Source organism: Ruegeria sp., from assembly GCF_965221235.1.
Lineage (GTDB): Bacteria > Pseudomonadota > Alphaproteobacteria > Rhodobacterales > Rhodobacteraceae > Ruegeria.
This window is the reverse complement of the sequence record NZ_CBDCRS010000004.1, coordinates 3,300,060-3,325,115: the sequence shown is the minus strand read 5'-3', so window position 1 is coordinate 3,325,115 and position 25,056 is coordinate 3,300,060. Positions and strand designations below refer to the sequence as shown.

General features: G+C 57.5%; 26 protein-coding genes and 1 tRNA gene. 15 read left to right on the top strand and 12 right to left on the bottom strand.

From position 1 onward, the window contains the following. The 5 genes from ACOQOY_RS19885 to ACOQOY_RS19865 are packed head-to-tail and all read left to right on the top strand — an operon-like array spanning nt 1 to nt 5,132. Nucleotides 1-948, top strand: coding sequence for a DUF58 domain-containing protein (locus ACOQOY_RS19885; protein WP_420587054.1), 948 nt, complete (start codon nt 1-3; stop codon nt 946-948). Next, nucleotides 945-1,421: a DUF4381 domain-containing protein gene (locus tag ACOQOY_RS19880; protein WP_420587053.1), complete on the top strand. Its 477-nt coding sequence runs from the start codon at nt 945-947 to the stop codon at nt 1,419-1,421. Before ACOQOY_RS19885 ends, ACOQOY_RS19880 begins: the two co-directional genes overlap by 4 nt. Then, a complete protein-coding gene (locus ACOQOY_RS19875) occupies nt 1,418-2,401 on the top strand; it encodes a vWA domain-containing protein (protein WP_420587052.1) in 984 nt (327 codons plus the stop codon). The genes ACOQOY_RS19880 and ACOQOY_RS19875 overlap by 4 nt, the downstream gene beginning before the upstream one ends. Then, nucleotides 2,398-3,903 (top strand): VWA domain-containing protein, encoded by a 1,506-nt coding sequence (locus tag ACOQOY_RS19870; protein ID WP_420587051.1) that lies wholly within the window; start codon nt 2,398-2,400, stop codon nt 3,901-3,903. The genes ACOQOY_RS19875 and ACOQOY_RS19870 overlap by 4 nt, the downstream gene beginning before the upstream one ends. Next, entirely contained in the window at nt 3,900-5,132 is a 1,233-nt protein-coding gene (locus ACOQOY_RS19865; RefSeq protein WP_420587050.1) for a hypothetical protein, read from the top strand. The genes ACOQOY_RS19870 and ACOQOY_RS19865 overlap by 4 nt, the downstream gene beginning before the upstream one ends. A 3-nt stretch (nt 5,133-5,135) precedes the next feature. Here the strand turns inward: ACOQOY_RS19865 and ACOQOY_RS19860 are convergent, their stop codons facing one another. After that, entirely contained in the window at nt 5,136-5,816 is a 681-nt protein-coding gene (locus ACOQOY_RS19860; RefSeq protein WP_420587049.1) for a Crp/Fnr family transcriptional regulator, read from the bottom strand. 200 nt (nt 5,817-6,016) lie between these two features. Between ACOQOY_RS19860 and ACOQOY_RS19855 the strand changes: the two genes are divergently transcribed. From ACOQOY_RS19855 to cls, 3 genes are all read left to right on the top strand, one after another. After that, nucleotides 6,017-7,627, top strand: coding sequence for an arylsulfatase (locus ACOQOY_RS19855; protein ID WP_420587048.1), 1,611 nt, complete (start codon nt 6,017-6,019; stop codon nt 7,625-7,627). Nucleotides 7,628-7,702: 75 nt separating this feature from the next. Then, nucleotides 7,703-8,677: an HAD family hydrolase gene (locus ACOQOY_RS19850; protein WP_420587047.1), complete on the top strand. Its 975-nt coding sequence runs from the start codon at nt 7,703-7,705 to the stop codon at nt 8,675-8,677. 23 nt (nt 8,678-8,700) lie between these two features. After that, nucleotides 8,701-10,113, top strand: coding sequence for a cardiolipin synthase (cls, locus tag ACOQOY_RS19845; RefSeq protein ID WP_420587046.1), 1,413 nt, complete (start codon nt 8,701-8,703; stop codon nt 10,111-10,113). On the opposite strand, the gene ACOQOY_RS19840 is transcribed toward cls, so the two are convergent. Then, entirely contained in the window at nt 10,110-10,544 is a 435-nt protein-coding gene (locus ACOQOY_RS19840; RefSeq protein WP_420587045.1) for an ion channel, read from the bottom strand. The two genes, cls and ACOQOY_RS19840, sit on opposite strands and share 4 nt — an antisense overlap. 152 nt (nt 10,545-10,696) lie before the next feature. Between ACOQOY_RS19840 and ACOQOY_RS19835 the strand changes: the two genes are divergently transcribed. From ACOQOY_RS19835 to ACOQOY_RS19825, 3 genes are read left to right on the top strand one after another with little or no spacing between them, the layout of a single operon-like run. Beyond that, nucleotides 10,697-11,344: an ABC transporter ATP-binding protein gene (locus tag ACOQOY_RS19835; protein ID WP_420587044.1), complete on the top strand. Its 648-nt coding sequence runs from the start codon at nt 10,697-10,699 to the stop codon at nt 11,342-11,344. Continuing rightward, the gene (locus tag ACOQOY_RS19830; protein ID WP_420587043.1) at nt 11,341-13,755 is read left to right on the top strand and encodes an FtsX-like permease family protein; all 2,415 of its coding nucleotides are present in this window, start codon (nt 11,341-11,343) and stop codon (nt 13,753-13,755) included. Before ACOQOY_RS19835 ends, ACOQOY_RS19830 begins: the two co-directional genes overlap by 4 nt. Then, nucleotides 13,745-14,785: a lipocalin-like domain-containing protein gene (locus ACOQOY_RS19825; RefSeq protein WP_420587042.1), complete on the top strand. Its 1,041-nt coding sequence runs from the start codon at nt 13,745-13,747 to the stop codon at nt 14,783-14,785. Before ACOQOY_RS19830 ends, ACOQOY_RS19825 begins: the two co-directional genes overlap by 11 nt. A 2-nt stretch (nt 14,786-14,787) precedes the next feature. On the opposite strand, the gene ACOQOY_RS19820 is transcribed toward ACOQOY_RS19825, so the two are convergent. From ACOQOY_RS19820 to ACOQOY_RS19800, 5 genes are all read right to left on the bottom strand, one after another. Next, on the bottom strand, nt 14,788-15,219 hold the full coding sequence (locus ACOQOY_RS19820) for a universal stress protein (protein WP_420587041.1): 432 nt from the start codon (nt 15,217-15,219) through the stop codon (nt 14,788-14,790). Further along, nucleotides 15,216-17,828 (bottom strand): TRAP transporter permease, encoded by a 2,613-nt coding sequence (locus ACOQOY_RS19815; protein WP_420587040.1) that lies wholly within the window; start codon nt 17,826-17,828, stop codon nt 15,216-15,218. Before ACOQOY_RS19815 ends, ACOQOY_RS19820 begins: the two co-directional genes overlap by 4 nt. Before the next feature lie 101 nt (nt 17,829-17,929). Further along, nucleotides 17,930-18,898: a TAXI family TRAP transporter solute-binding subunit gene (locus ACOQOY_RS19810; protein WP_420587039.1), complete on the bottom strand. Its 969-nt coding sequence runs from the start codon at nt 18,896-18,898 to the stop codon at nt 17,930-17,932. A 269-nt stretch (nt 18,899-19,167) separates the two neighbouring features. Further along, nucleotides 19,168-19,650 (bottom strand): hypothetical protein, encoded by a 483-nt coding sequence (locus ACOQOY_RS19805; protein WP_420587038.1) that lies wholly within the window; start codon nt 19,648-19,650, stop codon nt 19,168-19,170. A gap of 152 nt (nt 19,651-19,802) precedes the next feature. Beyond that, nucleotides 19,803-19,888: transfer RNA gene (locus ACOQOY_RS19800), tRNA-Leu, on the bottom strand. Between the two features lie 146 nt (nt 19,889-20,034). On the opposite strand from ACOQOY_RS19800, the gene ACOQOY_RS19795 reads away from it, so the two are divergent. Together ACOQOY_RS19795 and ACOQOY_RS19790 are read left to right on the top strand one after the other, a co-directional pair. Continuing rightward, the gene (locus ACOQOY_RS19795) at nt 20,035-20,613 is read left to right on the top strand and encodes a YqaA family protein (protein ID WP_420587037.1); all 579 of its coding nucleotides are present in this window, start codon (nt 20,035-20,037) and stop codon (nt 20,611-20,613) included. Then, the gene (locus tag ACOQOY_RS19790) at nt 20,610-21,077 is read left to right on the top strand and encodes a disulfide bond formation protein B (RefSeq protein WP_420587036.1); all 468 of its coding nucleotides are present in this window, start codon (nt 20,610-20,612) and stop codon (nt 21,075-21,077) included. The genes ACOQOY_RS19795 and ACOQOY_RS19790 overlap by 4 nt, the downstream gene beginning before the upstream one ends. Here ACOQOY_RS19790 and ACOQOY_RS19785 read toward each other — a convergent pair. Next, nucleotides 21,074-21,661, bottom strand: coding sequence for an HNH endonuclease (locus ACOQOY_RS19785; protein WP_420587035.1), 588 nt, complete (start codon nt 21,659-21,661; stop codon nt 21,074-21,076). The two genes, ACOQOY_RS19790 and ACOQOY_RS19785, sit on opposite strands and share 4 nt — an antisense overlap. Nucleotides 21,662-21,874: 213 nt before the next feature. Between ACOQOY_RS19785 and ACOQOY_RS19780 the strand changes: the two genes are divergently transcribed. Both ACOQOY_RS19780 and ACOQOY_RS19775 read left to right on the top strand, forming a co-directional pair. Then, nucleotides 21,875-22,480: a pseudouridine synthase gene (locus tag ACOQOY_RS19780; RefSeq protein WP_420587034.1), complete on the top strand. Its 606-nt coding sequence runs from the start codon at nt 21,875-21,877 to the stop codon at nt 22,478-22,480. A 31-nt stretch (nt 22,481-22,511) separates the two neighbouring features. Further along, complete coding sequence (locus ACOQOY_RS19775) at nt 22,512-22,937, top strand: VOC family protein (protein WP_420587033.1); 426 nt, start codon at nt 22,512-22,514, stop codon at nt 22,935-22,937. 3 nt (nt 22,938-22,940) lie between these two features. Here ACOQOY_RS19775 and ACOQOY_RS19770 read toward each other — a convergent pair whose 3' ends face one another. The 4 genes from ACOQOY_RS19770 to ACOQOY_RS19755 are packed head-to-tail and all read right to left on the bottom strand — an operon-like array spanning nt 22,941 to nt 25,038. Continuing rightward, entirely contained in the window at nt 22,941-23,243 is a 303-nt protein-coding gene (locus ACOQOY_RS19770; RefSeq protein ID WP_420587032.1) for a putative quinol monooxygenase, read from the bottom strand. Then, entirely contained in the window at nt 23,237-23,740 is a 504-nt protein-coding gene (locus tag ACOQOY_RS19765; protein WP_420587031.1) for a GNAT family N-acetyltransferase, read from the bottom strand. The genes ACOQOY_RS19770 and ACOQOY_RS19765 overlap by 7 nt, the downstream gene beginning before the upstream one ends. Before the next feature lie 3 nt (nt 23,741-23,743). Next, nucleotides 23,744-24,409, bottom strand: coding sequence for an alpha/beta hydrolase (locus ACOQOY_RS19760; protein ID WP_171183335.1), 666 nt, complete (start codon nt 24,407-24,409; stop codon nt 23,744-23,746). Beyond that, nucleotides 24,406-25,038 carry a DNA-3-methyladenine glycosylase family protein gene (locus ACOQOY_RS19755; RefSeq protein ID WP_420587030.1) on the bottom strand — a complete coding sequence of 211 codons (633 nt, stop codon included), beginning with the start codon at nt 25,036-25,038 and terminating at the stop codon, nt 24,406-24,408. The genes ACOQOY_RS19760 and ACOQOY_RS19755 overlap by 4 nt, the downstream gene beginning before the upstream one ends. Between the last annotated feature and the right edge of the window lie 18 nt (nt 25,039-25,056).

Sequence of the window (25,056 nt, the reverse complement as noted above, 5' to 3'; positions counted from 1 at the left end):
GTGGCCCAGACCGCCACATATTCCGATGACCCACGCATTTATGTGGATGCGGATCATCTTCTGCGGCTTGGTGCAAAGTCCCGCGCAATCAGTCTTTTGCCTCGGCAGCCGGCCCGATCAATCCTGAACGGACGGCACGCCTCGCGCCTACGCGGACGCGGTTTGAACTTTGAAGAATTGCGCAGCTATCTGCCCGGCGACGACATCCGAACAATCGACTGGAAAGTTACCGCGCGCACCGGAGAACCCCACGTTAGGGTCTATACCGAAGAACGAGATCGCCCTGCCCTGTTGCTGGTTGATCAACGTGTTTCGATGTTTTTTGGAACCGACGTTTACATGAAATCGGTCATTGCCGCAGAAGCCGCAGCCATTGCTGCGCACCGCGTGTTGGGACAAGGCGACCGTGTCGGAGGAATTGTCTTCGGCGACACCGATCTGGCCGAGCATCGTCCGCAGCGACGCGCCACTTCGCTGACCCGGTTTTTGTCTTCCGTCGCCGCCATGAATTGCAGCTTGAACGCGGCTTTGCGACCGGAGCCAACTGTTGCACTGAATGATGTGCTGAAACAGGCATCTCATATGGCTAAAACAAACGCACTGGTGTGTGTGTTTTCGGACTTCGATGGTCTGGATGAGGTATCGGAAGGCCTGTTGAGTAGGTTGGCCCAATCAAACGATCTGATTTTATTCAATATCTCTGACCCCAGTTCACGTGAACTTGCGCCCGGATTGAAGATGACAGTCTCAGGCGGGTCCAAGCAAATTGAACTCGACAGCTCTGATCCGAACCTGTCCGATCGCATCAAAACCACGTTGGAGCATAGATTGGAGAAATTACAGATTTGGTCACGCCGATACGGGTTCCCGATTGTTCCAATGACCACTTCTGAACCAGCCTTGGATCAATTGTTATGGCAGTTTGGTCATCGTGGGGGGCACCGATGAGCGTCGATGTCGAAGGCAAATCTCTGGTTGAATTGCTGGACATGCTCGAACCTGCCCCGGTTCCAGTGCCTATTCCGATGGCACCACAGACATGGGGATGGGCAGTGTTGGCGCTTCTTTTGGTCGCGACATTGGCTATTGCTTTCTATCTGCTTCGACGTCACCGACTGGCCAACGCGTACAGACACGCCGCGCTGGCAGATTTAGAACGCGCGGGTGACGATGCCGCCCAAATAGCCGAGATCCTCCGACGCACAGCGCTCGCCGCATATCCGCGCGAGCGTGTAGCCGGGCTATACGGTCAGAATTGGATTAATTTCCTCAAGCAATCATCTGAAAAATTGTCTATTTCTGAATCCTCCGCGAAAACGCTTCTTGAAGCTCCCTATCGTGGCGCCATTACAGATTCTGAGGTTTCAAACCTCGCGCGGACGTGGATCAAAACCCACAAACCCGATGGTGCGCGTCAATGATCTCATTCGCTGCGCCATGGGCTTTCTTTCTTCTGCCACTGCCCGCGCTTGTGTATTGGTTTGTGCCTGCGCACAGAGAAAAGACCAGTTCGATCCGCATTCCGTTCTTTCGCCATGTTGCACAGGCTGCTGGGGTCGAGCCAAAATCCGGCTCGATCATTCCACATCGTTCGAATTTGCAGACCATTGTGGTTATCTTCATTTGGTTGCTTCTGGTGACAGCGCTCGCCCGACCTGAAAGGCTGGCTAAGCCGATTGTTGTCGAAAAGTCTGCCAGAGACGTTGTGTTGGCCCTGGATATCTCGGGGTCAATGGACCAGCGCGATTTTCAGTCCAACGATGGGGCTCCCAAACAACGACTGGCCGCTGTTAAAGACGTTTTGCGCAGTTTCATAGCAGAGCGTCAGGGCGACCGAATGGCCCTTGTTATCTTTGGAACCCGCGCATTTGTTCAAGCCCCCTTTACCGAAGACCTCAACAGTTTGAATGGGTTCCTTGACCAAACTGAAGTTGGCATGGCGGGGCCAAATACTGCCTTGGGTGACGCAATTGGCCTTGGCATACGTACCTTCGAGTCAAGCGACGTGGATCAACGCTTGATGATCGTTCTGAGCGACGGAGCAGACACCTCCAGCCGGATGACCCCGACGAATGCTGCGGCAATTGCAGCAGAAAAAAGCGTTGTCATCTACACGATTGGCGTCGGCGATCCCAATGCCTCGGGAGAAGATCGGGTTGATTTGGACGCGCTGAAAGCCATCGCTGACAGAACGGGTGGTCAGTACTTCTTTGCCAATGACGAAGCCGCTCTCGCGCAAACGTATCAGCGGATTGATGAGCAAAACCCGAGGATTGTCGAAACGCAAAGCTACCGTCCGCGTGAAAGTCTGACTCATTTCCCTTTGTCTGCCGCGCTGATCTTGGTTTTGATCAGTTCAGCTGGTTTCCATTTCGTGCAGCGTCGCAGGAGTGCTCCATGATCGACGCGCTGGCTGAATTTCATTTTATCCGAACGGCTTACCTACTGTTTCTAATCCCCATTTGTGGACTGTGGTGGCTGATCCGACCAAAGCGTTCCGGTAAATCGGATCTGCCCTTAGGCATTGCACCTCACCTTGCCGAAGCTTTGACGTTGGGGGCGGATGAACAGCGCCGCATCTATCCAATTGATGTTGCGATGGTTGCCGCAGCTCTGGTCGCCATCGCGACGGCCGGCCCGACATGGTCACGGGCCACCAACCCATTGGTTGCTGATAAAGCGCCATTGGTGATCGCCTTGAAGGTCACGGAAAGCATGGAGAACACCGACCTCCCCCCTTCTCGGTTAGAGCGTGCCAAAATGAAGGTTACGGATCTGATCAACGCGCGTGTTCCAGCCCGCACCGCACTCGTGGCCTACGCAGGCACACCGCACCGCGTGGCCCCGCTAACAGAAGATGCAAATATCCTGCGTCCATTGTTGGAGGGTCTCACGCCCGCCGTGATGCCAAAACAAGGAGATGCCGCGGGGGACGCCCTGAGTTTGGCCGAGAGCATATTGAGCGAAAGCGGCGTGCCGGGCGCGGTTCTGTTTGTCCTTGATGATATCGACCCGTCGCAGCTCACCCAGTTTCAAGACGCGACGTCACAGGTGTTCTTTTTGACTATGCTTCCGCAGGGGGACGAGATTGTTCAGCTGAACTCTCTAAAGAACACAACCGTTGTTCCCTTTTCTAATGATGATCGCGATGTCGCAAAGTTGCAGAGGCAAATCCAAACAGCCTATGAGAATGCCCTTGATGACCAGGATCGTCTGGATTGGAATGACCAGGGGTGGTTGCTGGCTTGGCCTGCAGCCTTGCTGTCTTTGCTTTGGTTCAGGCGCGGCTGGGTCATCAGATGGGCGTTGTTGGGGCTGTTTCTCGTACAGCCCGCCGGGCCAGCCAATGCGCAAGGTTGGAGAGACTGGTTCTTGACCCCGGATCAACAGGGTCAAATCGCGATGAATCAAAAGAGATACGCCGACGCTGCGGAATTGTTCGAAGACCCATACCATGAAGGTTACGCGCGCCTAAAAGCGGGCCAATACCCTGAGGCCGCAGCGATCTTTGCGGAAATCAACACACCCGAAGCCGCATTCGCCGAAGGTATGTCGCGTATCCGCAATCGTGAGTACCGACCAGCTATTTCCGCGTTTGAAACGGCCTTAAGTCGCCGCCCTAACTGGCCGGAAGCGCAGCATAATCTTGAGGTCGCGACTGCCATACTCGACTATGTGGAAACCACGCGCGAACAATCAGATACGGGCGAAGAAGCCGGGATCGGGGCGGATGATACGGTGTTCGACAACGAGTCTGGCAGGGGTGAAAACACAACCATTCAGGCCCAAACAGAAGGTGCTAAACCTTTGTCAGCGGACCAATGGATCAGCGCCATTGATACAGACATGCAGGATTTTCTGCGAAACCGCTTCCTGCTGGAAAATCAGGTGCAACAGCAATGAGACACTTATTCTTCCTGATCGCGTTCCTGACCCCAAGTGTCTTGCAGGCTCAGAGCACTGCGACGATCCAACCACAGGTCATCGTTGAAGCGCCCAGCGAAGACGTGATCGTCGGGCAATCTACCATACTCCGCATAAAGGTTCTGGTCCCGACTTTCATGCCATCGCCGCCGGTTTTTCCGTCCCTGGAACAGGAAAACCTTCTGGTTCGCTTGCCGGAACGCGCCTCTGGCCCCGTCAGCGAAACTGTGGACGGCGAGACATGGTCAGGGGTTCAACGCAGCTACCGCCTTTATCCACTGATTTCAGGGGCAATAGAATTTGGTGCAAACAACGTCACGGTCACGTTTGCCGACCCCGAGACAAATGCACCTACACAGGTCTCAGTACCACTTCAGCCGATCACGATCAATGCCGTTATCCCCGAAGGTGCGCGCGATCTGGACCCGCTTATCATTGCAAACGGCTTTGATCTGGAACAGGAAGTCGAAGGTAATACTGAACTGCAAGCTGGAGACGCAATTACACGGCGTCTAACGGCGCGTATCACTGGTACGAGTCCGCTTTTGATACCGCCATTAATACCGGAAAATCAGGACCCTCTGCTCCGACCCTACCCTAAAGAACCGCGTTTCACCGAGACGGAAGATCGGGGTATTCTTTCCGGGCAACGTGCAGAAGAAACCGTTTATCTCGCACAGGATGGAGGCGACACCCAGCTGCCACCGGTATCAATCCAGTGGTACAACCTGACGACCAACGCGGTCGAAACCGCAGAAGCTGAGGCGGTTGACTTACAGCTGGCTGCTCCGAGACCCAAACCCCCGACCACGGAAGAACTGATCAAATACGTGATCTGGGCTGGCGTCGTGGCTTTAGCTGCATGGTTTTTCGCAAGGTGGACTACACCGCGCTACCGGGTTTGGCAGGACGCTCGCCAGCGCGCCTACCACGCTTCACCGGATTTTGCCCTCAAGCAATTGAAACAGGCTTTGCGGGATCATGATCTGTCGGATGCTTATACAGCGCTGGAAACGTGGAAAAGCCGTTGCAGTAATCCGGCTGGGTTTGCTGCGCTTGAAGCGCAATTGATAAAAGTCGGAGCAGCGGTCTACGGCGAGGCCTCTCCCGGCAATACCCCGGACTGGTCGGCGGCATTGTCAGCGTTGGATTCACTTGTGACGGCACCGGATACGCGGCCGCACCCACTGCCACCACTGAACCCCTGATCGTCAGGTCTGGCAACTCGCGATCAGCGCCCGCTTATCCTTGAGCCGCACCCGACTGTATCCAAGTTCAATCAGCCCTAAATCGGCAAGACGATGAAGACTGCGGTGTAAAGTTGGCTGCGAAACTGCAATCATCTGAGCCAATTCTTCTTGCGACACCAATATCCAGTCATCGGATTTCGATGTACCTTCCTCCAGATGCAACAGCCTTAGAACAAGCCGCTTCTCGCTTCCATTCACGGCCAGATTTGCCATGATGCGCAGGGCCGTCTGCATGTTTTCATGAGACAGAGCATAAAAGTCCCGAATATACGCCGGGTTTTTCTGAACAAGCGTGGTGATGCGCGCGGTGGGAAAAAACAGCGTCTTGGTGTCTCGTGTCGTGACGACGCTGACCAACCTCGGCGCATCCGCAAACAGCGCCAAATCTCCGACCCAAAACCCGGCACCTTCTCGGTGCAAGACGAACTCCTGCCCGTCATCTGCTGGTGCAGTGATTTGCACGCCCCCGCTGAGGACCGCAAATATCCCGTTTGATGCATCGCCGTGGTGATACAGAGTTTCCCCTGCTTCAAAAGACTTTGCGCTGCCACATTCAAGTAGATCACGTTGAAAAGCCTCGGGGCGGTTGCTGAACCATCCTGTTTCTCGCAAGAGCTTCATATTATTCGCTTTATCAAACATTAGTAATTTCCAATATCATCATATGATGAGTTTTCAGAACCAATCATAGCCTAAAATGAATGCATTCGATTCCTGAAACGACGAAAACTTCGTTGTTCTGGATCGGATTTTTTTCAGGCGGCTTTTTGACTGAAATAGCCGACCGCAGATTCAATTCAATTCTATGGGTTCCAGAAACCCTTTCAGATCAGGAGCACATCATGTCACCACCTCGTTTGATTGCAGACAGATGGCGCAGAAGCTTGCGCAGTGTCGCCGTGGCGACTGTCGCCGTGGCGTTGGCCATCCCAGCCTGGGCGCAGGATCAGAAACCCAACATCCTGGTCATTTGGGGTGATGATATCGGACAGTCGAATATCTCAGCCTACACGATGGGCCTGATGGGATATCGAACCCCAAACATCGACCGCGTTGCCAAAGAGGGGATGATTTTCACCGATTATTATGGTGAGCAGTCCTGTACCGCCGGACGTTCGTCGTACATCATGGGGCAATCGGTATACAGGACGGGCCTGTCCAAAGTGGGTCTGCCCGGTGCCGATCTGGGTATGCAGGTCGAAGATCCAACCATCGCTGGTCTTTTGAAGGACCACGGCTATGCCACGGGTCAATTCGGCAAGAACCACCTTGGTGACAAGGATGAACACCTTCCGACAAACCACGGATTCGATGAGTTTTTTGGCAACCTTTATCACCTGAATGCCGAAGAAGAACCTGAAAACGAAGACTACCCCGGCGACGCGGTTCTGGCGGATGGGCGCACCTTCCGCGAGGCTTATGGTCCGCGTGGTGTGATCAAATCCAAGGCCGACGGCACGATTGAGGACACCGGCCCTCTGACCCGTAAACGTATGGAAACGGTGGATGACGAAACCGTTGCAGCGGCCATTGACTTCATCAAACGCGCGCACGAGCAAGGCCAGCCCTTCTATGTGTGGTGGAACGGGACACGGATGCATTTCCGGACGCATGTTAAGGATGAGATGCGCGCGCAGGCGAATGACATCGTTGGCGGCGTTGCTGACGAATACACCGCCGGCATGATCGAACATGACATGCATGTGGGCCAGTTGCTTGATCTGCTGGATGAGCTGGGCATCGCTGACAACACGATCGTTCATTATTCCACCGACAACGGACCGCATATGAACACGTGGCCCGACGCTGCCATGACACCGTTCTGGGGTGAAAAGAACACCAACTGGGAGGGCGGATGGCGCGTTCCGTCTATGGTGCGTTGGCCCGGTCAGATCGAGGCCGGATCGGTCACGAACGAGATCGTGCACCACATGGATTGGTTGCCGACCTATCTTGCGGTGGCGGGCGATCCTGACATCAAGGAAAAACTGAAAGCTGGCTATAGCTCTTCGGGCATGGGCCGCGACTACAAGGTGCACTTGGATGGCTACAACATCCTGCCGCTGCTGACTGGTGAAGCCACGGAAAGCCCCCGTCGTGAGATCTTCTATTTCTCGGATGACGGTGATTTGACGGCGCTGCGCTTTGACGTCTGGAAGCTGATTTTCCTTGAGCAAAAGGCGTGGGCAACCCTGCGTGCCTGGATCGAACCCTGGACCGAGTTGCGTATCCCGCTGATCGTCAATCTGCGTCGCGATCCGTATGAGCGCGCCTATCGGACGTCCAACACGTATTACGACTGGCTGCTGGACCGGGCCTATTTCCTGGTGCCCGCGCAGCAATATGTCGGGACTTTCCTGGAAACCTTCCAGGAATTCCCGCCACGCCAGAAAGCGGCCAGCTTTAACCTGGATCAGGTGATGGAGAAGTTGTCCTCACCGACCAACAACTAAGCACTACCCCCTCAAAACGAAGGGTCGCCGGTTCAACGGCGGCCCTTTATGAATTGAAAAGAAAAGGTATTTCTCATGAAGGCCGCTCTTCTCGCCGCTGTCGTGTTGATGACTCCGCTCTCACTGTTCGCTGATCCGCTGCCCAGTTGGAACCAATCGGCCTCTAAGGAAAGGATCATAACCTTTGTCGAAAACGTCACCGACCCCAATAATGCGGCTTATGTCACGCCCGACGAACGCATTGCAGTGTTCGACAATGACGGAACACTCTGGGCTGAACAGCCGGTCTATTTCCAACTGACCTTTGCCTTGGATCGTTTGGCCGAGATGGCCAAGGCCGATCCCTCGATCCTGACCACCCCAACGCTCGAGGCCGCCTCGAAGGGCGATTTACAGGCCATTGCTGAAGGCGGTCATGACGCGTTGATTGAGGTTCTGAATGCCTCACACGCCGGAACCAGCGTCGAAGATTTCCAGACCTCCGTCGCAGATTGGCTAGAGACCGCACGGCACCCCGATACCGGCCTGCCCTATAACCAGATGACCTATCAGCCGATGGTAGAATTGCTGCGCTATCTCAGAGACGAAGGGTTCCGCACTTACATTGTCTCAGGCGGCGGCCTGCATTTCATGCGCGTCTTTGCCGAGGACGCCTATGGTATTCCGCCCGAGCAGATTTTGGGAACATATGCGGACACCACCTATGACAGTTCGAACGGCACGCCCGTGATCACCAAGGCCCCGGGTATTGCCTTTGTCGACGACAAGGAAGGCAAGCCCATCAATATCGAACGCACCATCGGACGCCGTCCAATTCTGGCCGCCGGGAACTCGGACGGGGATTTCGCCATGCTGGAATGGACCACCGCTGGCGATGGCCCGCGTCTGGGCGTTCTGATCCACCACACGGATGCCGAACGTGAATGGGCCTATGACCGTGAAAGCCCGATCGGAAAACTGGTCGACGGGCTGGACAAAGGTCCCGATATGGGCTGGGTGATTGTTGATATGGCGCGAGACTGGGATCGCATTTACACTGGGGGCGAATAAGCCACTCAGAGACCAATAACCCCATGTGGACATTACTAGTTTCCGCGCTCGTCTTTTGCCTGTACGTGACGGCCGCGGTCTTTGCGATACGCGCCGCCCAAACCGCTCGCACGCCGCAGGGCGCGGTTGGATGGGTGGTATTTCTGATCTCTGCCCCGTTCTTTGGCGTCCCGCTTTACCTGTTTCTGGGACACCACCGGTTTCGGGGCTATCGCATCGCGCGCAAACACAGTGAGCGTGTGGTCGAAGGTATCAAGAGCTTCGCTGATTTCTCCACCCCCGACCCGGCGACCATGCAGATCAACCCCCGCCCGTTCGAGACACTGGCCCATATGCCGGTGTCGCGCGGGAACGGGGCCGAGTTGCTGGTCGATGGTCAGGCCACATTCGATGCGATTTTTGAGGCCATCGACGCGGCGCAAAGTTATATCCTGATCCAGTTCTACATCGTGCGGGACGATGCGCTGGGCAAGCAATTGCAAGCCAAGCTGATTGCCGCAGCCAAACGCGGCGTCACCGTGCGCTTTATGACAGACTCCGTTGGCAGCTATGGTCTGCCGACCGCGTATCTGGAAACCCTGCGCGCTGCTGGGATCGAAATTGCCAACCCGCGCGACCGGCGCGGCCCGCAATACCGGTTTCAACTCAATTATCGCAATCACCGCAAAACAGTGATCATCGACGGAGAAACAGGGTTTATCGGCGGCCATAACGTTGGCGTAGAGTATCTGGGGCAAAACTCGCATTTCGGCCATTGGCGCGACACGCATATCAGGATGACCGGCCATATTGTGCGTCAATTGCAGCTGATCTTCACCGAAGACTGGCACTGGGCCCATGAAGAGGATCTGATCGACCAACTGGACTGGGCCGGGTCGGAATCCAATCAGGACATGAATGCGCTGCTCGTCGCCACCGGACCAGGGGACGATACAGAGACCGGTGCGATGATGTTCTTTGCCGCGATTGCCGAGGCTAAGGAACGGCTGTGGATCGCATCGCCCTATTTTGTGCCGGACATCGACATCATGACGGCGCTGCAACATGCCGCACTGCGTGGCGTAGATGTCCGCATCCTTGTCCCAGAAGTGGTGGACCACCGCTTGCCCTGGTTGGCGGCCTTTGCCTATTTCGATGAAATCCGCGACTGCGGTGCGCGGGTGTTTTGCTATACCAACGGGTTCATGCACCAGAAGGTGTTTGTCGTCGACGATACGTTGGCCGCCGTTGGCACGACCAATCTGGACAACCGATCCTTCCGCCTGAATTTCGAGGCGATGGCCCTGTTCTTTGACCAACGCGCCGCCGGGTCGGTCGAGGAAATGCTGCGGGCCGATTTTGAGAAAAGCTATGAGCTGACGCGCAACCTCTCTGATCAGCGCACCTATGTTCGGTTCGGCGCACCGTTGGCGCGGCTGTTTGCGCCGATCCTCTAGGAAATCAGTTCTTCCTTGAACACCTGCGTCATCAGCGCGACCATAAAGGCGGTGGAAAGCCCGAAGGCCAGCAACCCTGTCACCGACGCAAAGGCGGCGAATATCCGCAGCTGCTCACCCAAAACGATATCGCCGTAACCCAGCGTCGTGAACGTGACCAGTGAGAAGTACAGCGCTGAATTCCAGTCCGGCAGAACATCACCCAACACCCAGACAATCGCCCAGAGCCAGACCTGAAACGTGTGGATCGCAACGATAAAACCCAGCGCGATGCAGATCGGAGCAGCAATCGAGACGAACTTTTTGCTGTTCTCCAAGCGTAGCGACATCTGTCGGACCATCTGCGTACACCAAGTCAGAAAGATGATCTCGATCAGGAAGCAGATGCCCAGATAGATACTGCCCCAAATGATCTGCTCAGTCAGTGTCATGCATTCGTGTCCCGGCCCGGAGAAGTTCTTCTACAATGGCGACTTAACCGACAAAGGACAAGGCTGCGACGAATGGAAACGATTGCGCTGGCGCGCTGGACTCTGCCCGTCGCCGCTGCACATTGTTGCGGGCAAGATTCAGGAGGTTTCGAATGCTGCTGGAGATCGACAAGGTCCAGAAATCCTATCCCGGAGGGCGTCCGGTTCTGCGGGATGTTTCGCTGACCCTCGATCACGGACAAACGCTGGCCCTGACAGGCGAAAGCGGCAGCGGCAAAAGCACGCTGTTGAACCTCGCCTCAGCGTTGGACAGCTTTGATGGCGGCGAGATTACGCTAGACGGCACTGCCATGTCGCAGCTGGATGATCGAGGCCGTGCGGCTTTGCGGCGTGACAAGGTTTCATTGGTGTTTCAGCAGTTCAACCTGATCCCGTCGCTGACCGTAGCACAGAACCTGTCGTTTCATGCCCGCCTGTCAGGTCGCGAAGACCAAAGCTGGACCAAGCAACTGGCCGAACGGCTGGGCCTGTCTGACCTGATGACACGCTACCCCGAGAATCTGTCCGGCGGCCAGCAACAGCGCGTGGCCATCGGTCGCGCCGTGGCTGCCCGCCCCAAACTGTTGCTGGCGGATGAGCCGACCGGCAATCTGGACGAAACTGCCAGCACCAATGTTCTGGATTTGATGCTGTCGCTGGTGGCCGACACTGGCGCTGCGCTGCTGCTGGTGACACACTCGCAGGACATCGCCGCGCGGCTGGACCGCCATGCGCATCTGGCCCGTGGTCACGTCGCATGACAGGCCCAGTGATACAGGCCTTGCTGTCGCATTGGCGGCGGCATTGGCTGCAACTTGCGACGTTGCTGATCGGTATCGCATTGGCAACCGGTCTGTGGTCAGCGGTACAGGCAATTAACGCCGAGGCGCGCGCCAGTTATCAGCGCGCCAGCGATCAACTTGCGCTGGGCCGATTTGACACGCTGCGCGCGCCCTCGGGCGCAATCCCGCTTAACCGCTATGTCGATCTGCGCCGCGCCGGGTGGCAAGTGGCTGCGGTGCTTGAGGGGCCGTTGCGCCTAGGCGACCGTAGGGTTCAACTGATGGGCGTCGACTTGGTCGCCTATCCGGCCTTGCCTGCTGTGACAGCGGTTGAACAAAGCGAAACACCCCCAGACCCGGCCGACATGCTGACCGTCCCTGGCCGGTTGCTTGCCGCGCCCGAACCTGCGCAGGTCCTGAACGCTCAACAAGATCTGCCGCCGGTCATTGCCTCGGAGGCGCTGCCCCCCGACCTGATCCTGACCGATATCGGTGTTGCCGAAACCTTGCTTGAACAACCGGGGCAAATCTCGCGCCTTTTAGTGCTGCCGGGGCAACCGCTGGACATACCGCCCCTGTCCGACATCGCGCCCGAACTTGAGCGCGTGCAGCCGTCGGAGCAGTTGGACACCGCGCAATTGACCGACAGCTTTCACCTGAATCTGACCGCCTTTGGCCTGCTGTCCTTTGCCGTTGGGCTGTTCATCGTCCATGGTACCGTCGGGCTGGCCTTTGCCCAACGTCGCGCGATGATCCGAACCCTGCGGGCATTGGGTGTCCCGATGCGGCGATTGGTCTGGATGATCACGGCTGAGCTTGCGCTTCTGGCGATCATAGGCGGCACACTGGGGCTGATCCTCGGGTTCTTTCTGGCCGGAGCCCTTTTGCCGGACGTCGCGGCAACGCTGCGCGGCCTATACGGCGCGCCAGTCGGCGGACAGATGACCTTGCGCCCCGAATGGGCGCTGTCCGGGCTGGCAATGGCATTGGCAGGAACGTTGCTGGCCAGCGGCCAGGCGCTTTACCGGTTGTCCACGATGCCTCTGCTGTCGGGCGCAGGTGTACAGGCCTGGCGCGGTGCGGCTTCGGGCAGTCGTGCAGCGGCCTGTGTCGGGCTGGTATTGGTCGTCCTCGGCTCATGCGTCGGGGTCGCATTTGACGGTCTGATCTTTGGGTTCACTATGGTTGCTGGCCTGCTCACCGGCACGGCGCTGATATTACCCTTCCTGCTGGCCCAGGCTCTGACCTTCTTCCAAAGCCAAGCGCGGGGACCAGTGGCACAATGGGTCTGGGCGGATATGCGCGCGCAATTGCCCGGGCTGTCGCTGGCTCTGATGGCGCTGCTGCTGGCGTTGGCGGCAAATATCGGAGTGGGTACAATGGTTTCCAGCTTCCGGCTGACCTTTACAGGTTGGCTGGATCAGCGTCTGACGTCGGAACTCTACGTGACGGCCGCTGACAATCAACAAGGGCAAGACATCGCCCGATGGCTGTCGCCGCAAGTGGACGCAGTGCTGCCGATCCGCAGTGTTGAGCTGGCGCATGAGACCGGGCCGCTATTCCTGTATGGAATCGAAAATCACCAAACCTATCGCGATCACTGGCCGATCATTGCAAGCGCGGAGAGGGTCTGGGAACAGGTCATGGCTGGTGAGGCCGTGCTGATCAACGAACAGCTCGCGCGGCGAGAGGACCTTTGGCCCGGTGACACCCTGACGTTGAGGGCAGATCATACGCTGCCTATTGCTGGGGTTTATTCGGACTATGGCAACCCGACCGGTCAAGCCATCGTGGCGATGGCACAGCTGGACCGCATCGCGCCCGGTGCCGACACCCGACGGTTCGGTATCCGCATCGCGCCTGACCGGGCCACCGAGTTGGCTCAGGCGTTGCGGGACCAGTTTGACCTGCCGCGTCAGGCGGTTGTTCAGCAGGCCGCAATGAAGGCGCAATCCCTTGCGATTTTTGAAAAAACCTTTGTGGTGACATCTGCGCTGAACGTGCTGACTCTGGGGGTCGCTGGGTTCGCCATTCTGACCAGCCTGCTGACCCTTTGGACCCAACGCCTGCCCCAAATCGCGCCGGTCTGGGCCTTGGGACTGACGCGAGCGCGGCTGGCGCGGCTGGAGCTGTTGCGCAGCGTCTTGCTGGCCGCGCTTACCGCAGTTCTGGCGCTGCCTCTTGGTCTTATCCTCGCATGGACTCTGCTGGCGGTGATCAACGTGCAGGCCTTTGGCTGGCGACTGCCGATGTTTCTGTTCCCGGCGGATTGGGCCTATTTGCTCGTTCTGACCCTGCTGGCGGCCTTTTTCGCCGCCGCCCTGCCCGCGTTGCGGCTGCTGCGCCTGCCTCCGGCTGATCTGTTGAGGGTGTTTGCCAATGAACGTTAAAGTCTGGTTTTTCGCTTTGTTCCTGCTTGTACCCTGTACGCTGCACGCGCAAGGGTATGCCGGGCTGGGCGGATCGGCCGAGGGGTTTGATGTCCCTCAACCCGGTTATCGGTTTGAATTCCCCCGCGATCATGGTCCGCACCCGACCTACCGGATCGAATGGTGGTATCTGACCGCCAACCTGATTGGCGAAAACGGGCGCGATTACGGTATTCAGTGGACCCTGTTCCGATCCGCCCTGAAACCCACCGAAACCGACGGCTGGCAGAGCCCACAGCTTTGGCTGGGCCACGCTGCCGTTACCACGCCCGAGACTCATTTCTTCGCCGAACGCCTGTCGCGCGGCGGAATCGGACAGGCCGGGGTCACGGCCCAGCCGTTTGAGGCGTGGATCGACGAATGGCACATGCGCGGCCCTGACCCCAGCACGATCTCCCTGTCTGCCAGCGGCCCCGATTTTGCTTATGACCTGAGCTTGACTGCTCAAGGACCGTTCGTCTTCCACGGAAACGCCGGATACTCGGTCAAATCAGCGGATGGACAGGCGAGCTACTACTATTCTCAACCTTTCTACGAGGTCTCAGGCACCTTGCGCCTGCCTGATGGCGATGTCGCAGTCACGGGTCAGGGTTGGTTGGACCGCGAGTGGTCGTCGCAACCTCTGGCGGCGGATCAGAGCGGCTGGGACTGGTTTTCGCTCAGCTTTGATGATGGCGACAAGCTGATGGCTTTCCGCCTGCGTGGCGGGCGCGGAGACTTCACAGCCGCCACATGGATCAGCCCCGACGGAACCGCGACGCCCTTGCCCGACGGCTCGGCATCATTCACACCGCTGAACACGGCCCAAGTTGCGGGGCGGAACATTCCGGTAACATGGCGCGTCATGCTGCCTGACCGCGATCTGGATGTCGAAGTCTCGGCCCTAACGCCCGAAGCCTGGATGGCCACCCGGTTTGAATACTGGGAAGGCCCCGTCACGGTATCCGGCAGCCACAAGGGCCGAGGATACCTTGAGATGACGGGGTACTGACCCTAGCGCACCACGTAGACCGAAACCGTTGAATGCCGCACAACCCGCGAGGCGTTTGGGCCCAGCAGGTAGTCCTTCAAATCCGGCTTATGCGCCCCGATCACGATCAGATCGCTCTTTGCGCTTTCCGCGGTTTTCAGGATCTCGAGATAGGCTGTACCGGTGGCAACCACATGGCGGATCTTTGCATTGCGATCCGCCCCCAGCGTTGCCGTACAAAGTTCAACCAGTTTTTCGTGCGCCTCATCCAGAGCCTTTTCGTGAAAATCCGGCTGGAAAAAGCCGGACACCCAGCTTTCCCCGAAATCCGGCAACACAGTCACGACATCCAGCTGCGCGTTATCCTGATCGGCCAGACGCGCTGCGGTTTTCAACACATCTACGTCCAGATCGCCGTTGCTGATATCGACGGCGCAGAGAACCGAGTTTGTCATGCGGGCACCTCTTCTTGTCTGGCGGCGCGGCCGCGTTGCAGGAATGCGATCAGACCCAACAGGATCATTGCCGGGATATAGACCAACTGTTTCGGCGGCTGGCTGGACGGCAGGCTGACCGACGTCAGACGCACGGCCTCGTCCCCGTAATAGTCAAAGTTGCCCAGCTTGTCGGCCACTGGCGAGCCAAAGAGCGGCTCTTCCAGTTTGACCAGACCGTCCTCTTCGAAAAGCAGCAGGCCCATGGCGTCGACCCTCGACTCACCACCTTCTTCATCGCCGACGGTTACAACAACAGTGGTATCTGTCATCTCCAGCGTGTCGAAGTCGGGGCCACTGATGACCAGACGCACTTCGGACCCCGGTGGCGTTTGCCCTATGGTCTCCACAAAGGCGGCAGGTTCGACCGACTCGAAGGGTGGTGCGATACGGTCCATGAAGTAGTCCGGCCGGAACAGTGCAAAGGCCACAAAGATCAGCGCGATGCTTTCATAGATGCGGCTGTGGGTCAGGAAGTAACCCATCGTTCCTGCGGTAAAAACAAGGATCGCTATGGTAGCGAATATGGCGACGATTATTCCTTCGACCCAAGTTACATCAATCAACAGCAGGTCGGTGTTAAAGATGAATACAAACGGCAGCGCCACGGTGCGCAAGGAATAGAAGAACGCCGTGAATCCGGTTTTAATCGCGTCGCCGCCCGACACCGCCGCCGCCGCAAAGCTGGCCAATCCGACCGGAGGCGTCACGTCCGCCATGATGCCAAAGTAAAACACGAACAGGTGGACAGCGATCAGCGGTACGATCAGACCGCTTTGCGCGCCCAGTTCGACCACCACTCCGGCCATTAGCGAGCTGACAACAATGTAGTTCGCCGTGGTCGGCAGACCCATCCCAAGGATCAGGCTGAGGATACCGACCATGACCAACATCAGGATTAGATTGCCGCCCGAAAGGAACTCGACCAGATCGGCCATCACCTGGCCAACACCAGTCAGGGTCACCGTACCAACGATCACGCCCGCCGTGGCCGTGGCCAAGGCGATTCCGATCATGTTCCGCGCGCCGTCAATCAGGCCCTGCCACAGGTCGGCAACACCGTCGATGAAGCTGTTATAAACGTGGCTTTGCCCCCGGAAGATCGCCTTGAGCGGTTTCTGGGTCAACAGGATCACGAACAGCAATGCGGTCGCCCAGAAGGCCGACAGACCCGGCGATTTCTGCTCGATCATCAGGAAGTAGACCAGCACGATGATCGGCAGCAGATAATGCAGACCGGCCTTGTAGATCTCTGCGATGACCGGCAGTTGAACTTCCTTGGCGTTCGGGTCATCGGGTTCCAGATCCGGCACCTGAGCGGCGAGATACAGCAGCGCGACATAGATGGCGCAGACCACAAGGCTGAGGATCAGACCCGCTGAGGACGGTGTCCAACTGGTGACGGCCTCGACCGGGAATTGCGAGCCATAGCAGAGGCCAGCAAAGACCAGGAAGAAGGACAGCATGCCAACAACCGTGCGCGCCAAATGTACGTCGCGGTCGCCCAGCGTGGGCATGTTCCGCTTCACCGCTTCAAGATGCACGATATAGACCAGCGCGATGTAGGAAATCGCAGCAGGCAGGAAAGCGTGGGTGATGACCTCGACGTATGAGATGCCCACATATTCCACCATCAGGAAAGCCGCGGCACCCATGACGGGTGGCATGATCTGGCCATTGACCGAGGATGCAACTTCGACCGAACCGGCCTGTTCACTGCTAAAGCCTACACGTTTCATCAGCGGAATGGTGAACGTTCCCGTGGTCACAACGTTCGCAATCGACGAACCCGAGATAAGACCGGTTGCCGCCGAACCCACAACAGCTGCCTTGGCTGGGCCCCCACGCAGGTGGCCGAGGGCACCAAAGGCCATCTTGATAAAGTAATTCCCTGCCCCGGCCTTATCCAGCAAGGCCCCGAACAAAACGAAGAGGAAGACGAATTTCGTCGAGACGCCCAAGGCGATGCCAAACACGCCCTCGGACGTGATCCACATGTGGCTCATCGCCTTTTTCAGACTTGCGCCTTTCCAGCGGATAACTTCAGGCACCCATTCGGATGAGCCAAAGAACACGTAGGCTAAAAAGATCGTAGCAATGATCGCCATGGCCGGGCCAAGCGCACGCCGCGCGGCCTCGAACAGCAGCAGCAGGCCGACCAGCGCGACCCATTTATCAGTGTCGTCCGCAAGCCCGCCGGCATCGACGATTTTCTGATAGAAGAAATATCCGTAAAGCGCGACAAACGCGCCCAGAATCCCCATGATCCAATCCTGGACGGGGATATAGTCGCGGGGGCTGGATTTCAGTGCCGGATAGGCGGCAAACGCCAGAAACATCGCAAAGGCCAGATGGAATTGCCGCGAGTTGTTCACCACGCTGCCCGGCAAAATATAGTTGGACAACGGTGAGGCCAGAACCACCTGAAAAATCGACCAGATAGCCGCCACAATGGCCAGAAAAATCCCGACATTGCCGATCGGATTGCGCCCGCCTGCATCGGATGAGGCTACAAGCTCCTGTAGCTCTTCTTCGGATAGCGGACGATTGGATTGTGTGTCGGAACTCATAAAAATGTCTCCCCGTCGTGGCCTTTTTTCGGCCTTCTGAAACACCCGTTTGCTACGGGTTTGATGCAGGGCGCCCGTAGGCACCCTGCTTTAGGTCTGGCTTACTGAATCCAGCCTTTTTCTTTGTAGTACTTCTCAGCGCCCGGATGCAGCGGAGCCGACAGGCCGTCGGCGATCATCTCTTCAGGCTTGAGGTTGGCAAATGCCGGGTGCAGCTTTTTGAAGTCGTCGAAGTTCTCGAAGACCGAGCTTACGACCGCATAAACCGCGTCATCCGAGACGTCAGCCGAGGTCACGAAGGTCGCGCCAACACCAAAGGTCGCGGTGTCACCGTCCGAACCGCGATACATGCCACCGGGGATGGTAGCGGTGCGGTAGAACGAGTTGTCGTTGACCAGCTTGTCCACGGCGTCGCCGCTGACGTTCACCAGAACCGAGTCACATGCTGTGGTCGCTTCTTGAATCGAACCCGACGGGTGACCCACGGTGTAAACCATTGCGTCGATCTGGTTGTCGCACAGGGCTGCCGACTGTTCAGCCGCCTTCAGCTCGGTCGCCAGTTCAAAATCGCCGGTGGTCCAGCCCATTTCACCCAGCAGAACCTCCATGGTGCCACGCTGACCGGAACCGGGGTTGCCAATATTGACGCGCTTGCCTTTCAGGTCCTCGAAGTTGGTGATGCCGGAATCGGCACGGGCCACAACGGTAAACGGCTCGGGGTGTACCGAGAACACGGCGCGCAGGTTTTCAAACGGGCCATTTTCCTCGAATTTCGAGCTGCCGTTATAGGCGTGGTACTGCCAGTCGGATTGCGCAACGCCGAACTCCAGCTCGCCTTCGCGAATGGTGTTGATGTTGTAAACCGAACCACCAGTCGACTCGACCGAGCAGCGCACGCCGTGCTCTTTGCGACCCTTGTTCACCAGACGGCAGATCGCGCCACCGGTCGGATAATAAACGCCGGTTACGCCGCCGGTGCCGATTGTAATAAACTCTTCCGCATACGCTGCCGGAGCCATAAGGGCCGCGGTGACAACCGCGCCGAGGCTAAGCTTGCTGCTGTGTTTCATGTTTGTGAACTCCCAATTCTTTTTTGCATGGGAGACTGGTAGCGCTCCCACCACGGGGCCCGCCAGTACGCAATGCGAACCCGTCTTGCAACCGGTCCAAGCGCTTGAATTCTAAAAATCTCCCAACATATTCGACGTTTCATTCAGATACTCATCTTGTCAACCCCTGTGCGCATATCGAGGTCGCCAAGCCGCATTTCTGACGAAAAACCTGAAACTTTCCCCCCGAACGCGCCAAATCCGCGCGTCTGAGAGTGATCGCCGGGGATTTAGCTGAAGACGATAGAGTTTCCGAACAAATACAGGCTTGATGGTTCGGTGATCTTTTGCACGAACTCCACCCAATCCTCGCCATAAATCACTTCAAAGCTGCCTGGATATGCCCAGACCAGATTGTGGTAACTGAAGGTCGTCGCCATCACACCAACGGTGCAGGCTGTTGCAAATTCTTTTTGCCGGTCTTTCAGAAACAGCGAAATGACAAAGCCAGCGGCACTTGCCATGACGACGCCAATAATTTCCTGAACGCCGAATTCACCCGCTCCTGGTACCCCGACCATCTGAACTTGAATGTAGCGCGTGATGAAAACCGCGATCACCCCCAAGGCAAAGGCCCCAAAGAAGGCCAAAGGATAGCCAAGCCGCCGCCAGATGCTTTCTTTTTTCAAACGCGGTGCGTTCTGCGCTGCCTCATCTGCGCGCGACTGAATGCGTGCCACCCGATCCTGAAAGGAATTTTGATCCGAATTCATGAAATGCCTCAGCCTGAAATAAATGCCTGCCAATTGCTACCGCCAAGCGGGATGCACTTCAAGTCAACGCAATCGAGGCGTGTGCAAAGTAGCCACAACCGATGCCCCAGGCATTCATTCAGGTGGAATTCTTCTATTTGATGAAGAAGGTGTGGTGCCCAAGGAGAGACTCGAACTCTCACGATGTTGCCATCGGGGGATTTTGAATCCCCTGCGTCTACCATTCCGCCACTTGGGCCACAGGAACTGTGATTAGCGTCCATGACCGGGAAGGTCCAGAGGCAAAAACCAACCCAATTCCAGAATGTTTTGATAGCAGTGGTTGACGCCTCGCCAGACGCGTGATTTGCCTTTCTCAACGAAGGAATGGGATTTTAGCACCTAATGTTGCGCTCGCTTTATGACTGGACCATCCGTCTGGCCGAACATCCGCATGCCCTGTGGGCGCTGGCTGTTGTGGCATTTATCGAAAGTTCGTTCTTTCCAATCCCACCAGATGTCCTGATGATTCCAATGATCCTGGCGCGCCCATCCCGCGCCTGGCTTATTGCAACAGTTGCCCTTGTGGCATCGGTTCTAGGCGGGTTGCTGGGCTATGCGATCGGGGCGTTCTTTTACGACAGTATCGGCCAGCCGGTGCTAGAAGCGATGGGCAAGGCCCATGCCATGGAAGAGTTCAACACCCGATTCAACGATTTCGGTTTTTGGGCTGTTCTGGCCGCAGGGGTTACACCTTTTCCCTACAAGGTCATCACGATCATGTCCGGCTGGACCGGGATGCCTCTTGCCACATTTGTTGCAACCTCGATCCTGGCGCGGGCGTTGCGGTTTTTTCTGGTGGCCGGGCTGCTGTGGAAATTTGGTGAGCCGATCCGGGACTTCATTGAAAAGCGTCTGGGCCTGATGTTCACCCTGTTTATCATCCTGCTATTCGGCGGCGTTTACGTGGTGAAATTCCTATGACACGCAAATCCACGTTGGTTCTGATCGCCGCCGGAGGATCCGCCGCCCTGCTTCTGGGGGCCTGGGGATTTCAATACCTTGGCGGCCTTGCCCCCTGCAAAATGTGCATCTGGCAGCGGTACCCGCACGGTGCAGCCGTTGTGATCGGAGCCATGGCTCTGGCTTTGCCGCGGGTGAACCTACTGCCACTTCTGGGCGCGTTAGCTGCATTGGCTACAGCCGCAATTGGCGTGTTCCACACCGGGGTCGAGTGGGCATGGTGGGAAGGCCCCACCAGCTGCACGTCCGGCGATATCGGAGGACTTTCAACGCAGGAACTGATGGACCAGATCATGTCGGCACCGCTGGTTCGGTGCGACGATATTCCATGGCAGATGTTCGGCCTGTCTATGGCCGGATGGAACGCCGTGCTGTCCGGCGTGCTGGTTTTGGTTTGGCTCGCCGCGTGGCGGGCGGGTCGTTAGAACTCGTCCAGTTCCGCATCCCAGTAGAGGAAGTCGATCCAGCTGTCATGCAGGTGGTTCGGCGGGAACTTTCGGCCAATATTGCGCAACGCTTCGGCATCCGGCTGACGCGGAGGCTTGCGCAAACTCATCCCAGCCTGCCGCAGCGATTTCGATCCCTTCCTCAGGTTGCACGGGCTGCATGCAGCCACCACGTTCTGCCAACTGGTCACGCCACCGGCGGCGCGTGGCACGACATGATCAAAGGTCAGGTTATCGCGGCAACCGCAGTATTGGCAGCGGAATTCATCTCTCAGAAATAAATTAAAGCGCGTGAAGGCCACGCGCTTTCTGGGTTTTACATAGTCTTTGAGAACAACGACCGACGGTATTCGTATCTCGGTACTCGGGCTTCGGACGACCTCATCGTATTCGGCCACAATGTCCACCCTGTCCAGCCAGGCCGCCTTGATCGCCTCTTGCCACGGCCAAAGGGACAAGGGGTAGTAGGACAAGGGGCGATAGTCGGCGTTCAAAACCAATGCCGGATGATGCTTTAGCGCACCGGGTTCCCTGACAAATTCGGTCCTGAATTCTCCGTCCATATCAGAATCGCTCCTCGCTCTGCTCTGCCCGTTTTTGACATCAGAGCGGGGAACACCCGCCCCGGCCTTAACTTAACTATATATCGTGTTAAAACTCTGACAAGCCCTGAGTTTCCACAATATCTCGGGGATTGGTTAAGCCGAATCCGTAACAGCATCGTGACACTTATCCACAGCTTGCGCCCATGTGGCCTGCGAGCTATGGCGGAAGTCATGAGCTGGTTCATCCGATTCAACAAACCCTACGACGTGCTGCCGCAGTTCACCGACCGCGCCAATGCGGATTCGCCGCGCAGTACACTGTCGGATTACATTGACCTGCCGGGCGTCTATCCCGCCGGTCGGTTGGACCGGGACAGCGAAGGGCTGATGTTGCTGACCGATAACGGGCGGTTGCAGGCGCAGATTTCCGACCCCAAACACAAGATGGCCAAAACTTATTGGGTTCAGGTTGAAGGGCTTCCTGATGCCGCTGTCCTAAAGGCCCTGCGCGACGGGATCGAATTGAAGGACGGTCTGACCCGCCCCGCCAAAGCACGGCTGATGGATGAACCCGAGGGGTTATGGCCCCGCAATCCTCCGATCCGGGTGCGTCAGACGGTTCCCGATTGCTGGGTCGAACTGACCCTACGCGAAGGCCGCAACCGGCAAGTTCGACGTATGACGGCAGCCGTAGGCCACCCAACCCTGCGCCTGATCCGCGCGCGGATCGGCGACTGGGCACTGGACGGGTTGGAGCCGGGCCAATGGGACAGCTTACCGGCACCGACATTGAATGCCGCCCCACAGCGCAAACGGGACCGCCGCACCCGGCGGTGACAAAAACCGCGTGTTGTGATAGGCTTAGGTCATGAAAGTCACGCCAGACATCCCGGCCCCACAAGGTATTCTCGAAGCCGCTCTCTACGTTGATGATCTGGACGCGGCCGAGCGGTTTTATGGTGAGATCCTAGCGTTGGAGAAAATCCAGCGGATGGCCGACCGACATGTTTTCTACCGGATCGGCGGCTCAGTCTTGCTTTTGTTTAATGCAAGTGAGACCGAAAAACCACCGGGCAATCCTGACCTTCCCGTTCCGCCCCACGGGGCGCGCGGCCCCGGACATGTCTGCCTTGTGTTAACCCGCGACGAAATCGCCGTGATGCGCAAACATCTGCTGGACTGGAACATCCCGATTGATGCCGAGTTTGACTGGCCCAACGGTGTGAGATCACTTTACATCCGGGACCCATCCGGGAATTCCGTCGAGTTCGCTGAAGGACATTTGTGGGCGTGACGCTCAGCGCAACGGTTGCTTTTCACCGCCGACCACACGGTAGATGTCGGACGATACAACCCCAACCTCAGCCAGCGCCGCCTGAAACGCTGCCATATGCGGAGCACCAAAATGCGCTTCGAGTGCGGCTTGATCCTGCCACTCTTCATAAACACGAAAGCGGTTGGGGTGGTCCAGAATCTGACTGAACTCATAGACCAGACAGCCCGGTTCCCTGACGGTTTCAGCGACCATCTGCTGTGCCGCTTTGGCTGCTTTTTCAACACCTTCCGGCGCGATCTCAACCGTTCCCGTTACGATCAGCATGTCTCACCTTTCCTCAGATCAAACCGTTTGGTGATTCTATCCACAGGCGTTCCGTCGCGCAGCGGCCTACCGTAATCGACCGCGTAGTCGCGAAACCCCATCTTGTCATAATAGCTCAACCCCATCCGGTTATCCGCGCGGATCGTTGCGTTGATCTGAGCAAACCCCAGTGCCGCCGCGTGTTTAGAGGTTTCCGCGAACAATGCCCGCCCTGCCCCTTTCAAGACCGGCTCACGCCGGGTGAAGGTGGCGATGTCGGCGCAGTCGGTCGGCAAGTCTTCGTGAATACCCAGCCATTGAAAACCCGCCACCTCGCCCTGTTCATCGAGGGCAACGTGGCAGCAGATTTTGTCGGCCCCGTCCAGATAAATCTGCGCGAACAACGCCTCAGAAAAAGGGATTTCAAACGCGGTCGAGCCTCCAATCTCGATGATATCATTGAGGATGCGGCAGGCTGTGGCCACATCCTCTGGCATCATGGGGCGGACCGCGATCATCGCTTAAAGGCTCAACTTGTCGCGCATGAATGCCAGCGCGACGCTCAGACCGTCCGGCGCGATACCGTGGCCGGTGCCCTTCATGACATGTGCGTAGACTTCTTTAAAATCAGCCGCTTGCAGCGCTTCTGCCGCCTCGGGCAAAGATTGCGGCGGCACGACGTCGTCGGCATCGCCATGCACCAGCAGCACCGGCATTCGGCTGACAGTTTCATCCGGTAGCAAGTCAGGCTCCAGCAGCCGACCCGAGAAGGCGACGATACCCGCCACGGGATCCTCGCGCCGCGGAGCAACATGCAGACTCATCATCGTGCCTTGGGAAAACCCGAACAGCACAACTTGTTCCGGCAAAACGTCCTCGTCCACCATCAGCGCGTCGAGGAAAGCGTTGAAATCCTCAACCGCCATTTCCATACCGCGTCGGGCTTCTTCCTCGGACGAGCCGTCGATCCACGGGATAGGAAACCACTGGAACCCATTGGGCATACCGGGGATTTGCTCGGGCGCATCAGGGGCGACAAACAACGTATCCGGCAGGTGTTCACCGAGCGGATCAGCCAGCCCTAGAAGATCGGCCCCGTTGGCCCCATAGCCATGCACGAACACCACGACCGAGCGCGTATCGCCCGAAACCGGCTCTTTCCTGAGCGCATTCAAAACCCGTGTCATCTGATCCCTTCTCGTTCTTTGGCCACCCGGTAATAGGCCCACAAAACCCGCGCCGCAACCGACCGCCATGGCGACCAGGCCTCGGCCATCTGCCGCAACTCCTTGTCGGTGGGACGTTTGGGCAGGTCATAGAGGATTCGCGCCGCCTCTTGCAGTGCCAGATCGCCGGGCGCTATCACGTCGGCGCGGCCCAGAGAGAACATGGCGTAGATTTCAGCCGTCCAGACCCCGATACCCGGAACTTCGGTCAAAGTGCTGACAACATCTGCATTCGTTGCATCACGTAAAGCTTTGTAATCAATGCGTGCTTCGGCCAGCGCACGGGCATAGCGGATCTTCTGACGACTCAGGCCCGCGGCGCGCAAATCCTCATCCGTCGCCCGCATGATCTTGCGCGGTCCGGTCAGTTTTGCCTCCTGCAACCGCTTCCAGATCGCATTGGCCGAGGCCACGCTAACCTGCTGGCTGACAATGGCGCTGAGAAGCTGGGCAAACCCGTCCGGGCGGCGGCGCAACGGCAGCGGCCCGGTCTGCTCCATCGCCCAAGCCATGCGCGGACAAGCCCCGGCCAGCCACGTGGCCCCCTCGGCGACGCAATCAGGAGTTTCTATGATGCGTCCAACGGACATGAGCGCTCCGGAGCGGTT